The sequence below is a fragment of the Dapis brunnea BLCC-M229 genome (assembly GCF_050015995.1).
Lineage (GTDB): Bacteria > Cyanobacteriota > Cyanobacteriia > Cyanobacteriales > Microcoleaceae > Trichodesmium.
Genome location: NZ_JBNHEP010000141.1, coordinates 1 through 14,126, shown reverse-complemented (window position 1 = coordinate 14,126; position 14,126 = coordinate 1). Strand labels below are relative to the sequence as shown.

General features: G+C 35.2%; 16 protein-coding genes and 1 pseudogene. 4 read left to right on the top strand and 13 right to left on the bottom strand.

Annotated elements, in window-relative coordinates:
• The first annotated feature begins 113 nt into the window (after window positions 1-113).
• Both ACP6PM_RS16500 and hypB read left to right on the top strand, forming a co-directional pair.
• Window positions 114-242 carry a hypothetical protein gene (locus ACP6PM_RS16500; RefSeq protein ID WP_426586453.1) on the top strand — a complete coding sequence of 43 codons (129 nt, stop codon included), beginning with the start codon at window positions 114-116 and terminating at the stop codon, window positions 240-242.
• Between the two features lie 298 nt (window positions 243-540).
• Complete coding sequence (gene hypB / locus ACP6PM_RS16495) at window positions 541-1,380, top strand: hydrogenase nickel incorporation protein HypB (protein WP_426586451.1); 840 nt, start codon at window positions 541-543, stop codon at window positions 1,378-1,380.
• Between the two features lie 419 nt (window positions 1,381-1,799).
• Here the strand turns inward: hypB and ACP6PM_RS16490 are convergent, their stop codons facing one another.
• Complete coding sequence (locus ACP6PM_RS16490) at window positions 1,800-2,915, bottom strand: CU044_2847 family protein (RefSeq protein WP_426586449.1); 1,116 nt, start codon at window positions 2,913-2,915, stop codon at window positions 1,800-1,802.
• A gap of 400 nt (window positions 2,916-3,315) precedes the next feature.
• On the opposite strand from ACP6PM_RS16490, the gene ACP6PM_RS16485 reads away from it, so the two are divergent.
• Window positions 3,316-3,735, top strand: a complete 420-nt coding sequence (locus ACP6PM_RS16485) for a Uma2 family endonuclease (protein ID WP_426586448.1) — start codon at window positions 3,316-3,318, stop codon at window positions 3,733-3,735.
• Window positions 3,736-3,788: 53 nt separating this feature from the next.
• Here the strand turns inward: ACP6PM_RS16485 and ACP6PM_RS16480 are convergent, their stop codons facing one another.
• The 4 genes from ACP6PM_RS16480 to ACP6PM_RS16465 all read right to left on the bottom strand — a co-directional run bounded on the left by ACP6PM_RS16480 (window position 3,789) and on the right by ACP6PM_RS16465 (window position 5,114).
• Window positions 3,789-4,031 carry a DUF4926 domain-containing protein gene (locus ACP6PM_RS16480; RefSeq protein ID WP_426586447.1) on the bottom strand — a complete coding sequence of 81 codons (243 nt, stop codon included), beginning with the start codon at window positions 4,029-4,031 and terminating at the stop codon, window positions 3,789-3,791.
• Between the two features lie 9 nt (window positions 4,032-4,040).
• Window positions 4,041-4,376 carry a DUF6883 domain-containing protein gene (locus tag ACP6PM_RS16475; protein WP_426586446.1) on the bottom strand — a complete coding sequence of 112 codons (336 nt, stop codon included), beginning with the start codon at window positions 4,374-4,376 and terminating at the stop codon, window positions 4,041-4,043.
• A 28-nt stretch (window positions 4,377-4,404) separates the two neighbouring features.
• Entirely contained in the window at window positions 4,405-4,611 is a 207-nt protein-coding gene (locus tag ACP6PM_RS16470; RefSeq protein ID WP_426586444.1) for a hypothetical protein, read from the bottom strand.
• Window positions 4,612-4,844: 233 nt separating this feature from the next.
• A complete protein-coding gene (locus tag ACP6PM_RS16465) occupies window positions 4,845-5,114 on the bottom strand; it encodes a UPF0175 family protein (protein ID WP_426586443.1) in 270 nt (89 codons plus the stop codon).
• A gap of 348 nt (window positions 5,115-5,462) precedes the next feature.
• Between ACP6PM_RS16465 and ACP6PM_RS16460 the strand changes: the two genes are divergently transcribed.
• Window positions 5,463-5,633, top strand: coding sequence for a hypothetical protein (locus ACP6PM_RS16460; RefSeq protein WP_426586441.1), 171 nt, complete (start codon window positions 5,463-5,465; stop codon window positions 5,631-5,633).
• A gap of 575 nt (window positions 5,634-6,208) precedes the next feature.
• On the opposite strand, the gene ACP6PM_RS16455 is transcribed toward ACP6PM_RS16460, so the two are convergent.
• The 8 genes and pseudogenes from ACP6PM_RS16455 to ACP6PM_RS16420 form a co-directional block, all read right to left on the bottom strand.
• Window positions 6,209-8,440 (bottom strand): SAV_2336 N-terminal domain-related protein, encoded by a 2,232-nt coding sequence (locus ACP6PM_RS16455; protein WP_426586439.1) that lies wholly within the window; start codon window positions 8,438-8,440, stop codon window positions 6,209-6,211.
• A gap of 51 nt (window positions 8,441-8,491) precedes the next feature.
• Window positions 8,492-8,641, bottom strand: coding sequence for a hypothetical protein (locus ACP6PM_RS16450; RefSeq protein WP_426586437.1), 150 nt, complete (start codon window positions 8,639-8,641; stop codon window positions 8,492-8,494).
• 1 nt (window position 8,642) lies between these two features.
• Window positions 8,643-8,789 (bottom strand): hypothetical protein, encoded by a 147-nt coding sequence (locus tag ACP6PM_RS16445; RefSeq protein ID WP_426586435.1) that lies wholly within the window; start codon window positions 8,787-8,789, stop codon window positions 8,643-8,645.
• Entirely contained in the window at window positions 8,786-9,832 is a 1,047-nt protein-coding gene (locus ACP6PM_RS16440) for an AAA family ATPase (RefSeq protein WP_426586434.1), read from the bottom strand. Before ACP6PM_RS16440 ends, ACP6PM_RS16445 begins: the two co-directional genes overlap by 4 nt.
• 553 nt (window positions 9,833-10,385) lie before the next feature.
• The gene (locus tag ACP6PM_RS16435; RefSeq protein WP_426586432.1) at window positions 10,386-12,233 is read right to left on the bottom strand and encodes a VMAP-C domain-containing protein; all 1,848 of its coding nucleotides are present in this window, start codon (window positions 12,231-12,233) and stop codon (window positions 10,386-10,388) included.
• Window positions 12,234-12,294: 61 nt separating this feature from the next.
• Window positions 12,295-12,678, bottom strand: a complete 384-nt coding sequence (locus ACP6PM_RS16430) for a HEPN domain-containing protein (protein ID WP_426586430.1) — start codon at window positions 12,676-12,678, stop codon at window positions 12,295-12,297.
• A gap of 230 nt (window positions 12,679-12,908) precedes the next feature.
• Complete coding sequence (locus ACP6PM_RS16425; protein ID WP_426586429.1) at window positions 12,909-13,295, bottom strand: nucleotidyltransferase domain-containing protein; 387 nt, start codon at window positions 13,293-13,295, stop codon at window positions 12,909-12,911.
• A 625-nt stretch (window positions 13,296-13,920) separates the two neighbouring features.
• A pseudogene (locus tag ACP6PM_RS16420) lies at window positions 13,921-14,126 on the bottom strand (formylglycine-generating enzyme family protein); the annotation flags it as partial.

The window sequence follows — 14,126 nt, the reverse complement described above, 5'->3', positions numbered from 1 at the left end:
ATCTAATATGATTCGTTTAGGTTTAACTTGAGAAACTATTGCTGAATATTTGGATTTACCTTTAGAGGAAGTTCAAAGATTAGCAAAATTGACTGAAAACAGAAATTAAATTCATGTTTACTTTAAGTGAATTGAAAAAAACTAAAGTTGATCAAGAGGCTTTTGCTGAAAGCAAAGCTGAAGGTAAAGAAGAAGCTAACTTAAAATCTGTATCTAATATGATTCGTTTAGGTTTAACTTGAGAAACTATTGCTGAATATTTGGATCTACCTTTATATCAAATCCGCTTGATTAAACATAAAAAAATTCTTCAATCGTCATAACTACTAAATATTTGTAATTCTCTCTCCTCCTGAGGACTGAGGACTGACCCGGTCATCCTAAAGACTGAATCAATCTATAACTGTTTAACCGGATTTGATACTAGAGGAAGTTCAAAGATTAGCAACATTAACTAAAAACAGAGATTGAATATTTTTTAAATTTAATTATAATAAAAAGTCAAGAACTAAAAATCAAAGAAATGGAGGTAGAAGAATCATGTGTGTAACTTGCGGTTGTTCCGGTAATAATGAAATTACTATTACTAATTCTCAAACAGGAGAAAAAATGACAGTAGATAAGCATCATTCCCATACTCATACTCTCCCAGATGGAACTATTATTACTCATGCTCATTCTGATAATCATACTCCTGAACATAATCATCAGGAAACGGCAGAAATTAATGCCAAAATGCACGGAACTACTATTAGTTTAGAACAGAAAATTTTACAGAAAAATGACCTAATAGCTGCCCAAAACCGAGGTTGGTTTAAAGGTCGAAATATTCTGGCATTAAATTTAGTTAGTTCTCCTGGGTCTGGCAAAACAACTTTATTAGCTCGGACGATTAATGATTTAAAATCTGAATTGACTTTTAGTGTCATAGAAGGCGACCAAGAAACTATTAATGATGCAGAAAAAATTCGCCAAACTGGTTGTAAAGTTGTGCAAATTAATACTGGTAAAGGCTGTCACTTAGAAGCTGCAATGGTAGAAAAAGGTTATACAGAATTAAACCCTCCTTTAAATTCAGTTTTGATGATTGAAAATGTGGGGAATTTAGTTTGCCCCGCTTTATTTGATTTAGGAGAAAATTGTAAGGTGGCAATTCTATCAGTTACCGAAGGAGAAGATAAACCGATTAAATATCCCTATATGTTTCGAGAAAGTCAGGTAATGATTCTGACGAAAATTGATTTATTACCTTATATACAATTTGATGTGAATCGCTGTATTGAATATGCAAAACAAGTCAATCCTAATATTAAAATTTTCCAGGTTTCTGCCACAAGTGGCGAGGGTTTAAATGAGTGGTATGAATGGTTGAAAAGTTAAATTCTTCTCTTGCAAGAATAAAGTATTTTATCCTCATACTACATTAAAGCTCGTAGTAGGGCTTTAGCCCATGAAACATCTATACTTAGGGCTAAAGTCCTACTACAAACAAAAACTTTATGAATTAAAATTCACCCAACTAAATCTTTTTTGGCATTGCTGAATTAAGGTATGAAAGTAAGTTTATCGGTAATAGGGAACAGGGAACACTTAACTGGGAATAGTTAATATTAACAAGTAATTCAAACAATCCCAATTTATCAAATCATACCGTGTTTCAGCAACGCCTCTTTTTTAGTACATTTTTCCCAAAAGTTTCTTCCCTATTAACTATTACCTACTCTTGCAAGAAATATATTTAGGTTGGGGTTAATCTTCTTGATTTAAAGTAGAAAAATATTAGCTATAAAAGTACCAAGCTACACATCTGGAAAATAAATCACCCGGAAACCCCTGTTGTCATTGGAGAAGTCAGCATCCCCCCAAAGACGCGAGGCACTCCGACAATTTTCAGGTTCATCATCCCAATACCCACCACGGATAACTCGTACCTTACTATCTCCTCCAGTTTCCCAAGCACTACCATCATTAGGGGCACCTTCATAATTTTCATGCCCAATATCCTGACACCACTCCCACACATTCCCGTGCATATCATATAAACCAAAAGCATTAGGAGGAAAACTTCCTACATCAGTTGTCTCCCCTCGACATTTACCTTGAGGAGCATTGCCATAAGTATAGTCGCCATCATAGTTAACTAAGTCAGTAGTAATAGTGTCTCCAAAATAAAACGGTGTAGTTGTTCCCGCGCGACAGGAGTATTCCCACTGACTCTCACTGGGTAGTCCGTAAGTTTTCTTAGTTTTCTCGGATAACTTTTGACAAAACTTTTGAGCATTCTTCCAGGTGACAGTTTCTACAGGGCGTTTTCCTCCCTTAAAGTTAGAGGGGTTTTCACCCATAATAGCTTGATATTGATCTTGAGTAATAGGATATTTACTCATATAAAAAGGTTGGATAGTAACTTCATGTTGAGGAGCTTCAGCATTATCTTTTTCTACTTCATTTTCTGCCGAACCCATCACAAAAGTACCCCCAGGAATAGACACCATTTCTAACATTATACCTTTACCCAAATCTTCAGTAAAAGATGTTACTTCATGGGAACTACGATTAACTTCTTCACCTTTATTGTTGACAATTATGACTTCAAATGGTTTTGGTGTACTTGGTTTAAGAACTAATTTAACTTGGAAACTTGCACCTGCTTTTTCTTTAGTAATATAGAGATTTCCTTCTCCCTCAAAATTAAAACCTACTTCCACCTCAGCTTGTTCAATTTTCATATCTTGATTAATTTCTTGCCAAGCATCGGCAATAGGACGACTAATACTAACTAATATAGGTTTAACTTGGGCAAAAGTAGATTTAACTTTTTTTACGTCATTAGTAGAAATAGCTTTTGCTTCACCATCTGGAACTTCCGCTTCAACCAAAATCCCATCTTCTAGTTCAATTAGTTTGGTGGCCATATAAGTTTATTAGTAAATTTAACTGCTATTCTAATTTAAACATATTCCAGTAATTTACTCTATGGCAATCTTATTTAAGTTGTAATATTTTGGTGGCATTTAGGAGTCAGGAGTCAGGAGTCAGGAGTCAGAATTTTAAAGGTTTTCAGCTCAAATTAAATATTATAAAAATAGTCAAAACTAATTTATTATTGCTCTATGAATTTAGAATAATTCATTAAATAAGCATCTAAATATTTAGAACAAGGTGAATATAGCATTTATAAATATAAAATAGATAAGGTAGATAATTTTTTTTAGGAAATATCAAATTTGGGAACAAAGAAGACAAATTCCTATTTTCTATATAACGTTTATTAGGTAAGTAAGGTACACTGATAACTGATAACTGATAACTGAAATGGAACTTCTGCCCCATGAATATCCAGACACCAGTAATATGATTCTGGAGGATGATACTCCATTGGATAATTTTATTAATGAAAAACAACAACGTTTGCTGACAACTGTATTTTATAGCGGTTCTGAAATACCAATAAATGTTCCTTTTATTGTTGCTGCTAATGTGGGTTTATTCTCTAATGTCGGAGATTCAGGAATTGTACCTGATGTGTTTTTAAGTTTGAATATTCCTGGGGGCGAACAATGGTGGAAACGCAATGTTCGCTCTTATTTATTCTGGGAATTTGGCAAATCTCCGGATATATTAATTGAAATTGTTTCTCCTACTCCAGGCAATGAATTAGGAAGTAAATTAACAGACTATGCACAATTACGAATTCCTTATATAGATAATCAGGAAATTGTTATTCAAAAGTAATTTGTTTCCTTCTTTGACTGATAACTGATAACCGATCTGCTTTTAAATCTATATTAAGCAATAGCTTCGACTAATTCGTAATGTAATAACATTAATTGATTAGCAGGAATAGTTTCCATTGCATAAGTTGTTCCATCATTATTAGAAAATTCAACTTCAAATACTTGGTCATCATATTCCATAACAATTGTTCCTACTTGTCCTTTACATAAGAAAATAGGTTCTTCTGTTTCAAAGTGGGTTGTTTGTCTATCTTGGGTTAAAGCGACGATATCTAATTCTTTGAATGTGTTCATTACTATACCTCATTTATTAACAGGATAACAATTAGTTAATCTAGGAAAATCTTCTCCTTTACGAATTATCCAAGCCACTAAGATTAAAGATTCTCCTACATCAGTTTTGAGCAAGAATTTCATATTATAGTGTGTACCATATTCATTAACTTTACGAATAATAACTGATTCATTAATAGCAGCTTGTTTAATTGCGTTTTTAAGAATATCTGCATTGGTTAAATTAATTCCTAATTTATTTTGAAAGAGAGTAGCTTTATTCTTACCCTTTTGATGATTAGGATTAAGACAATAGTTTTCTATTTTATTTCCTAAGTCTGCTTGATGTTTATTAGGTAGTTCCATCGTTTAACGTTTTCTGCAATTATCTTAATTATTCCTCTATTAAATTTTTCAGATTGTTAATATTGGAGGAAAACTTTAGCTCTCCTTTTTGTTGTTCAATTTGAGATAACTTGAAATGCTCAGAAATCTCTTCACGTCTTTCTTCGCGGATATATTGCTTTAACAATAATTGAATTTCTTGCTTTTCATCTGTGGAAAGACTTTTGATTAGCTCAACCACATCATTAAATGTCATAATTTTTCAGACCTCATTATACGAAATCAATTTTATCAGTTATTAGGACAAGGAAGAAGAAAGAAGGATTTAGTTATCTAGGAGAGAAGGCGATCGCTATTTTCTCTAAATTACTTAGATGTTAAAAGAATGGGAGATTGTGTAAAGATTGCCCCTAAGATTAAAGTTCAGTTAAAATTGCTTTCAGCCCGATTATATTTCTTGTACTCAGGGAATCAATATAGAAGAATTAGTTACTGCTCTGAACTTAAGGACTCCAGGGTATTGAAATCTGTTGCCAACTCTTCTAAATCATAACTACGTTCCACTTCCTCTTTACCTAGTAACGAGTGAAATTCCCACTTACTCATCTCTGCTAACTCACGAGCTTTACCAAAAGAAAGCAAACTTTTTTGGTATAGTCGCACGGCAAGTTCGGTACGGACACGGGAGAGTTTTTCATCAGGTGGTATTCGCAATGCTTCTGTTAGTGGCTCGGAAATTTCTAAAATTAGTTTGCTCATAGTTTTTTTAGGTTTGATAAATAATGTGATTATAGCTTTAACGAGGGACTAATAGACTTTAGGGAGATAGAATGTAACTCTTTTGTAATATGTTTTTGTACTATTGTACAATAGATGAATAAAACATCAATCTAAAGTAGTTTTTTTGTAATATGTTTTTGTACTATTGTACAACAGATGAATAAAACATCAATCTATGGATAATTAGCGATCGCTCTTCGGAACGGATGTTCTATCGCTACTTTCTCAGAATTTATCTAAAATCTAAAAACTATAACGTTGGAGTTTGTTTGTAGTAGGGCTTCAGCCCTATCTACCTTGGGACTAAAGTCCTACTACAAGCGCAGAATGAGCGGTCGCGTTTGCCTAGCATTCCGTAGTAAAGCGGAACGGATGTTCTATCGCTACCTTATCAGAATTAATCTAAAATCTAAAAACTATAAAGTTGGAGTTTTTTGGTTTGTTTATTTCTGGAGAGAGGCGATCGCCATCTTATCTAAATTTAGTAGGTTGGGTTAAGCGGCAGCGCAACCCAACAAAAACTTATGTAGCTTGAGTTAGCGTTATTCTACTTAAGCAATAGTAATAATGGGAGTTGAAAAATGTTGGGTTTATCCTGCGGATAAGCTACGTTAACGATACCTCAACCCAAACTACGTTTACTTTTGTTAGGAAGTATTTTTTTTGTACTATTTTTTGTACTATTGTACAATAGATGAATAAAACATCAATCTCTGGAAAATTAGCGATATAGCTGCCCCTAGGCTCCGCCAACGCCAAGCAGAATGGATATTCTATCGCTACTTTCTCAGAGTTTATCTAAAATCTAAAAACTATAACGTTACAGTTTGTTGGTATTTGTGGAGGGAGGCGATCGCCATTTTATCTAAATTTAGTAGGTTGGGTTAAGCGACAGCGCAACCCAACAAAAATTTATCTAGCTTGGGTTGCCTTTATTCTACTTGAGCAATAGTAATAATGGGAGTTGAAAAACGTTGGGTTTCGATACCTCAACCCAACGTATATTTACTATAACCTTGGAGTTTCTTTATTCTCAACATTTATATTTATTTGCGGGGTTTCCCAAATTTTATTCAATTACTTACTATATCTTCAGAAGCATTCTCTACAGAATAATATAACAGACGCAGTTTTTTCAAGATTCTTTCGTGCCACTTGCGTAAATCAGAAAGAGTAAAATCTTGATACTCTTCCAAACTTTGAATTTTTTCCCAAGACAAATCTTCAATAACCTTGTACTGCAACAACTTTTTTTCATCTGGGGTGAGCTTCTTAAAAGCTAAAGCTATTGAGGCTGAAGCTAGCTCTGGGTTAAACTTTACATACTTATATAAATTGTATAAATTTTGTTTGACAGCTTTTTTATACTCCGGCTGTAAATGATAGCTTTCTAGTTGTACCGATTTCAACTTTTCTCGGCTAAGTTCTCGAATATAATTATAAACTACTGCACGAATCCAAGGTAAGAAATTTCTGATAGTTTTTCCTTCTTGAAGGGTCTTTACTCCTCGCAAGTAAACTTCACTCAAAATGTCATCTTCCGTGTAAGCGCGATCCAAATTAAATTGCTTTAGAGACCTGCGAATAAAAGTCAAAAGGAAAGAGCCATCAGAATTATTAGGACTAAGTAGATTAGCAAACTCAATTTCAAAAGCTTTCTGATCCACTGCTCGAACTAATTTTTGTAATGGTTCTTGATTTTTAACCTCTATTTTGTCAGCAACTTTCCCATACTCCCCACCCAAACGCCTCAACACCTGAGCAGTAACTGTCGCAAAATATCCAACCTCCTCAACAACCCCACTATCCTCAACCTCCTTCTCCCTCCTCAAAACAGCAGCAAAATCTTCCAAGGACAAACCGACTCTCTCTGCCATATATTCCGACACCTTATCTACCACATTCAACACTCGGTCTGAAGGCATCGAATCTATGAATAACTCTCTCACCCCATCCACAAACCCATACAAAATATCATCGGGATTAGTCTCCACCTTAATTTCAGACAAAGGCTTTAATAAACCTCCCAAAAATACCTCTGCCACATTAATTTGTAGAGATTCCCTCAACAATGCTCCTCGAATTAACCGCACCACAGGCAAACTAATCACAGGTGCCGCTGCTAATAAACCTGCCAGTTTTCTCGCCATGGGAGAAGCAGTCACCCGAAATGCTTGTACCCGGTCTTCGGCACTCAACTGACTATAGTCAAGATTAAACAAACTATTCTCCTTAACCGGAGCATCCAACTTAAACAGAAACCCCAAAGTCGAAACACTACTTTTACCAGACAACATTTGTGCCCAAGTCTCTGTCTTATCCTCCTCCAAAGTAAATATCGGAACTTTAATGCCTTTTTTCTCCTCCAACTCCTCCCACAAAGATACTTCCTGAGCAATTAAATTTTGGTTAGACACTCCGGGAGTCAATGCTCGTAACCTGACTTCCGACGCTCTACCTAAAGCTGTTCGTTTCCACAACCACTTGGGCAACATTTGAATAATTGCCGTCGGTACAGAATTTCCCCAAATTTCTAATGCTTTTGTCACTTTGCCATCTCGCCAATAAGACGAAACACAGTCACTCACTACCAAAACCAAACGGCGACTACTCCCATCTATTAATTCTTTGGAGCTACGGGGAAATTTATTTTTAGCTGCTGCACCCATCCCCCGACGTATCTCCACTTTTTCTCCATCCTTGGCAGTCATCCCCCAGGCTCTCACATCTCGGAAAATTCCATAGTTTTTCAGCAATTTTTCCAAATCTCTGATGGTTTGTCGCCAAATTTGCATGGATATACTTTCGTCAACTACCAATTCTAGGTCTAACCAAGGTTCTAAGGTAGGTCTTAATACAGGCAACCACAATCTTGTATTGGCAATACCTTCGATAGTGGCAGTTTCATCCAGAACAAAATTTGTGCCAGCGGGAATACGACGCATTAAAGGTTTTAACGCTCGTGCCAAAATTAATGGTTGACGCAAGGAAGGAGCATTGGGGGTTTTAAAGGATAAATCTAAGGATTCAGTTTGCTGTTGACTCTGGGGATAAATTTTGGCTTTTTGTGCCTCGGAATCTTGATTTTTTGGTGTTTCATTCGAGTCGGGAGTCTGAGGTTGTAACTTTGGAGCCGTGGTTTTATTCTCCATCGCTCCTATGTCTTCCTTAACCAAGGAAAAGTCTGAAGAAACTGACCCAGACGGAGACTCTTGTATTTGTAATGCCAACCAAATAGTATCAGCTATTTCCTCTCCTGACATTCCCACTTCCTGACTCAATGCCGTAATTAATTCGTCAATCATCTATCTACCTCGCTCGTCAAATATTTCAGCAACACCTGAATCAAAATTTTCTCATCCTTTTCTTCCGGTTTGAATTCGCCAGTCATTATATAGATATAGATAGCATTCAAAAGGAAATACTGATAACTGATAACTGATAACTGATAACTGAAATGACATTCCCACTTCCTGACTCAGTGCCGTAATTAATTTTTCAATCATATCAAATACGCTTAATTCGGTATAAAAAAATGTTCCATCTGAGTGCCATTGCCAAATCTTCCCACCCTTCCCACACTCCCCACCCTCCCCACACCTCCCACACCTCCCACACTTCCCACACTTCCCACACTCCCGGACTTAATATCATCTATCCTCCTCGCTCGTCAAATATTTCAGCAAAACTTCAACCAAATTTTCCTCATCCTTTTCTTCCGGTTTGAATTCGCGAGTCATCATATAGATAGCATTCAAAAGTTGGTCTGTAGCAAGGTCGCCTCCCGGACGTTTTTTGATAAACTTCTCAATCAATTCTTGAATTTTTGCCTCATCCTTGGTTAACACATCACTACCCAAATGCGCTCTAACAATTTCTTTCAACGCCGTCGCATCAGGATCATAAGGCATCGTTAACCGCAAACATCGTCTGAGAAAAGCTGGTGGAAAATCTCGTTCGCCATTATTGGTGAGAATAATTAAAGGGAAATTCTGACAACGCACCTTTCCATCTTTTATCGGCACATCCATCCCATCATAAGTGCGAACCTCTACCTGGGAAACCTCTTTAGAAAGACGAGCTAATTCTGGAATTTCAAACCTCGCCTCCTCAAACAAATTGAGTAGATCGTTGGGTAAATTAATATCGCTCTTATCTATCTCATCAATTAATAAAACACGAGGTCTGGGGAAAGGAAGTAAAGCAGTACCCAAAGCGCCAAGTTTAATATAGCGACCAATATCCTTACTTCCGTCGCCCATTTGTACATCCTGAAGACGAGCGATCGCGTCATAATCATATAAACCATCTTTTAAAGTCGAGCGAGCAGTAATATACCAAGGCAAAACCGGACCTAATTTCAATTCATAAGCTACGGCATAAGCTAAATAAGTTTTTCCTGTTCCTGGTTTGCCCGTTACTAACAAAGGTCGTCTCAAATATAGAGCGGCATTAACCATATTAATAACGCTATTTTTTTCATTATCACGGTCAGAATGAATCCGAAAACTTTTGCCTCTTTCCGAATCTTCTGTTGCTTCACCTTTTTCATCCAAAAAGTTTTTCCAACGCTGTTCAATTTCTTCAATTATCTGATTATCTGCGCCAATAAACTTTCGCCAATTTGGAGGTGGGGGAAGGCGAGTAATTTCATCATGGGGTTGACTATTACCTTTAAATATTTTCCAGTCATTCATAATTTTTGACGATATTTTTTTCAATAAATAATTTAGGAATTAGGAGGTAGAATATAGCAATTTCCATAGTTATGAGGCAGATTTACGATTCCCCTAAATCCCCCTTAGAAAGCTATCCCTTATAAAGAACTCCTGAAACCCTTGTGGGAGGGTGAGGATAGAGGGAAGAGGGGGGAGTAAGAATCTTGTCTGAATTTATTAAAAAATGTACTTTTCAATACACTTTTCTTACGCAAAAGCCTCTCAAATGCTTATTCATAACTTGTCTCTAAAAGTCAATTTTTATGTTAAGAAAGATGTTTATAAAGCATAGCTTAAAAAGGGGATAGCTAGAGGCATAAATTTGATTTTTCCAGAAGGTTTGGGGAATTCTAAATTCTTAGCCCCCCTTACCAAGGGGGGTTGGGGGGATCGTCTTTTCAAGTTTTAACAAATTGGTATAACTTATATCAAATTCGCTTAATAATGCTCTTTCTTCAATCATTATTAAATATTTCTCAATTCTCTTCCCTCCTCAAGCCCTTGGGCGAATGCCATTCGCCCCTACAACTTTTCATTGTCCAGGGGCAATTAATTCAACCATTATATCTGGAGTTAAACGATAGGGATTTTCCCAAAGAACAGCCAAATGATAACCTAAATGTTTATCTATTTGAGCATTAGCATCAGCTTCTTCTCTCATGTTTTTAACTGCTTTACATAGATTATTTAATGGTTGAAGAGTTAATATTTCATCAATAAAATTTACTTGATTCAAATTAGGAATATCATTCCTGAGCCAAATAGCTATAGGAGTTGTCGCTGACAAAATTGCTCTAAACAAATCTTTTCTCATAGATTCAGAATGAGCGCAAGTAACTTTCAAGCCGATTTTTTCTTCTAGTTTTATTTTTAATAATTTCCAGTTAAAACTCTCCATTTCTGCCAAATGTTCAAATAATTCTAAAGTAGGTTTATGCGGTAAAAAATCTTTAACTTTATCCCAATATTCGTACCATTGAGGTAGATAAGAATCTAAATAATCAAGATTAAGACGTTCAAGCGATCGCAATCTAATTGGATATTTAATTCCTAAAGTAATTTCTTCAGCTACAGGGTCAGAAATTTTCCATCTGTCTACCTCCTCACACATTAAATTACTGGGTAAGAAAAATTCGATTGTTAGGGAATAATTTTTGCCTCTCAAATATTTCAGTGCTTTTTTGAGAAATTTGTTAAATTCTTTGGGAATTTGAGTTGAATTACATAATATTCCCTGTTGTTTTTCGTTGGAGTCAAGGAGAGATTGAAATTTAGATATATTTTGTACTGAATCATCAATAATTAACCAAGCATTTAAGAAAAAATATTCGTCTTGGTCGGGAATAAGTGTTGCCAAGATATAGGAGTCTAGTTTTTCCGATAGATTAGAAAAAAAATCTTTTGAAGATTTATTGGTATTTTCTGTTAAAGACTTTTTTGGTGCTAATTTTTCTACTTCCTCCTGCAATTGATTACGAATTTCTATAAGAATATCTGGAGATTGAATTAACTGTTGAAAAAACTGAGGCAGTCTTCTAAATTGATGCATATTTTCTAATATTTGTGAAATATTATTTACTTCCAAATCCCAAACTTCTGCATCGGGAGGTAAAGAATTTTGATAAGCCTTTTGGATAGTCTCTGGAGAGATACCAGAAAAATCTAAATCTGGAAAAGATGCTGGAGAAATATTGTTAAAATTGCTGCCTTTAACCAACAATTGAGTCAATGAACTTTTTCTTTTAAGTTGTTGAGAAATAGTAGGAGGTATGTCAGACCAAATTTTTTCCAAAGCTTCAATAGATATTGCTCTTCCTACTTTTCCCTCTTGTTCATTTCGACCCTCCTTATGAGTAGTCACACCCACAACAAAACCTGTTTCTAAATCAACAACAGGTGCTCCACTATAACCTCCTTGCAACTTTCCTTTTTCTATTTTTAGTTCCCAAACGACAACTTTTTCTTGAAATTGGATTACTTTACTTCTTTGACTAATTATTCCTGTTATTGGCTTAAATTCAGGTATTTTATTATCACTGTAAAGATAGTGACCAGGAATATTAATTTGGTAATTTATTTCTTCCTCCTCAGATAAAATCATTAGCTGTAACAAAGGAATAGTCAAAATATCTTTGACCTTTAAAACTGCTAAATCAAAACCCTGAATATTTCCTATTGCCACAACATCTACAGGAATATCATTCTTATTATTCACTCGTACATTTTCCTCACCACCCACATCATCAACAACATGGGCGCAAGTAATTAGATAAGTATAATTTTGTTCTCGATAAAAGGCAAACCCAGTACCAATAACATTTGCTTTTTTGGCACTGGTAATTAAAACAATAGATTCTTCTAGTTTTTCTTGGTTAATCATTGTCTAATTTTTCCGATTTCAGCACTAATTTAACTTTGAAATTTGCACCTGCTTTAACTGGTTAAACTAAATCAATATTTTTTTGAGCAAAATTCAGCATCTCTTCAGCTTCATTAATAATCCTTTGAGCTTCTATTATTGTAATATTGGGATTAAGATTATAATCGGCTTCTGTACGTTTTTCTTGAGCATTAATTAAATAACAATGATATTCCACAGGTAAACGTTTTGTCTTAGCAAATTCTCGACCAAAAGCAGCAATAACAGCAGAGTGACTTGAAAAAGTTAACCTTTCTTTTAACAAAAAAGCTTCAGCAATATAAAACATACTATAATAAGCCCTCGCAGCAGCAAAAGCAGATAAATTATTGTCAACTAAAAGTTGAGCTGCTTGTAAACTATCTCCTGCTTTTTGTATAGCAATTCCCAAAGTTATGAAGCACATTTACGATCCCCCTAAATCCCCCTTAGAAAGGGGGACTTTGAAGGCTCCCCCCTTTTTAAGGGGGGCCAGGGGGGATCCAAAACTGTCTCTCAGAGATTAGAGAAGTGCGATAGTAAATGTCTTTGTTAAATATTCATTAGGACTCACGCATGAACTCTATTGGTAGGGTGTGTTAGCGCTAGCGTAACGCACCAAGACTCTATATATATTGCCTTTGCGTAAGTCCTGATTCATAGAACAATTCCCTCCTGATGAATATTCAATAATAAAGGACTTTTCTCTTGTTTAAATTGAAATTCACTTACATAAACACAGCTTACTAAAACTCCATATTCTATACAGATGTCAGAAATAAATGCAATGATATTGTTACGTCTATCATCCTGAATTATTTTTTCTTTTAATACTACTAAAATATCAATATCTGAGTCTAGTTTTGCATCTCCTCTTGCTTGAGAGCCAAATAAAATCAAACTAATTAAATTATCTTGGTAAACTTTTTTAAATTCCTGCTTAACTCTTGTCAATATCTCTGTTAAATATTGATGTTTTCCTAATCTTTCAGTAGGTTCAATAAGAATTTTTCTCTGTTGGGTTATGAATATATTTTCAGGCATAAGAAGTTTGCTCATTTATAAAGTAGTCTAAGCGTTAGTATTTAATAAAATTGGCTTTATTTCCATAAATTTGCCTCAATCTCTCTAAAATGCTTTGTATTCTCTAAAAATTCAATTTAATCAACTTTGGATAAATTTTTCTTGTTCGGGACTTAAGCTAATATTCATCATTAAATTGAATAACTGATTTATATTCTAATTCTATCCTTAGCAATTATTATCTCAGGTTATTAGCTTTGATGAAGATTGCTTCGGGGGATTAAATAGAAAAGCTAAAGCTAACTATTTTCACCCCCCCTCGCAATGACATTGAGACCCAAAGTGTCATTGCGAGGGGGAATATTTGACAATCATTTTTCCCTACTACCCAAAACACCCCCGAAGCAATCTCAAAGTTCTAGAGATTGCTTCGCTGCTGCTCGCAATGACAGAAAAGGGTTTTTTTTGCTTAAGTTCTATCAAAAAGCCAAAGCTAATTATTTTCACCCCCCCTCGCAATGACAATGTGTGGTCATTGCAAGTATGACAATCCTTAAATATGAAAAAAATCGATCCGCCATAAGGCGGAGATAAAAGAGAAAAAAATAAAAGAGGATAAAGAGTAAAAGGGAAAAAGGAAAAAGAGTTAAAGAGTTATCCCGACATCGCATACTACACGAAAACCAAAAGAGTTGAAGTGGACGTCGCGCCTATTGATAATGCTGCGAATCGCAGAACGGCAGATATTAGGATCGTAGATCCAGGAACCGCCACGCAGCAAGGCTTTGTCAACATTTTTATGTATCCACTCAATATGATGGGGTAGGGAATGATTATAACTGCCAAGAGCAA

What these genes read in the sequence shown, in the direction of transcription:
- hypB (WP_426586451.1), top strand. Translation starts at nt 541, where the DNA reads ATGTGTGTAACTTGCGGTTGTTCCGGTAATAATGAAATTACTATTACT.
- ACP6PM_RS16460 (WP_426586441.1), top strand. Translation starts at nt 5,463, where the DNA reads ATGAGCGGTCGCGTTTGCCTAGCATTCCGTAGTAAAGCGGAACGGATG.
- ACP6PM_RS16440 (WP_426586434.1), bottom strand. Translation starts at nt 9,832, where the DNA reads ATGAATGACTGGAAAATATTTAAAGGTAATAGTCAACCCCATGATGAA.
- ACP6PM_RS16430 (WP_426586430.1), bottom strand. Translation starts at nt 12,678, where the DNA reads ATGTGCTTCATAACTTTGGGAATTGCTATACAAAAAGCAGGAGATAGT.
- ACP6PM_RS16445 (WP_426586435.1), bottom strand. Translation starts at nt 8,789, where the DNA reads ATGATATTAAGTCCGGGAGTGTGGGAAGTGTGGGAAGTGTGGGAGGTG.
- ACP6PM_RS16500 (WP_426586453.1), top strand. Translation starts at nt 114, where the DNA reads ATGTTTACTTTAAGTGAATTGAAAAAAACTAAAGTTGATCAAGAGGCT.
- ACP6PM_RS16485 (WP_426586448.1), top strand. Translation starts at nt 3,316, where the DNA reads ATGGAACTTCTGCCCCATGAATATCCAGACACCAGTAATATGATTCTG.
- ACP6PM_RS16465 (WP_426586443.1), bottom strand. Translation starts at nt 5,114, where the DNA reads ATGAGCAAACTAATTTTAGAAATTTCCGAGCCACTAACAGAAGCATTG.
- ACP6PM_RS16470 (WP_426586444.1), bottom strand. Translation starts at nt 4,611, where the DNA reads ATGACATTTAATGATGTGGTTGAGCTAATCAAAAGTCTTTCCACAGAT.
- ACP6PM_RS16435 (WP_426586432.1), bottom strand. Translation starts at nt 12,233, where the DNA reads ATGATTAACCAAGAAAAACTAGAAGAATCTATTGTTTTAATTACCAGT.
- ACP6PM_RS16450 (WP_426586437.1), bottom strand. Translation starts at nt 8,641, where the DNA reads ATGATTGAAAAATTAATTACGGCACTGAGTCAGGAAGTGGGAATGTCA.
- ACP6PM_RS16490 (WP_426586449.1), bottom strand. Translation starts at nt 2,915, where the DNA reads ATGGCCACCAAACTAATTGAACTAGAAGATGGGATTTTGGTTGAAGCG.
- ACP6PM_RS16425 (WP_426586429.1), bottom strand. Translation starts at nt 13,295, where the DNA reads ATGCCTGAAAATATATTCATAACCCAACAGAGAAAAATTCTTATTGAA.
- ACP6PM_RS16480 (WP_426586447.1), bottom strand. Translation starts at nt 4,031, where the DNA reads ATGAACACATTCAAAGAATTAGATATCGTCGCTTTAACCCAAGATAGA.
- ACP6PM_RS16475 (WP_426586446.1), bottom strand. Translation starts at nt 4,376, where the DNA reads ATGGAACTACCTAATAAACATCAAGCAGACTTAGGAAATAAAATAGAA.
- ACP6PM_RS16455 (WP_426586439.1), bottom strand. Translation starts at nt 8,440, where the DNA reads ATGATTGACGAATTAATTACGGCATTGAGTCAGGAAGTGGGAATGTCA.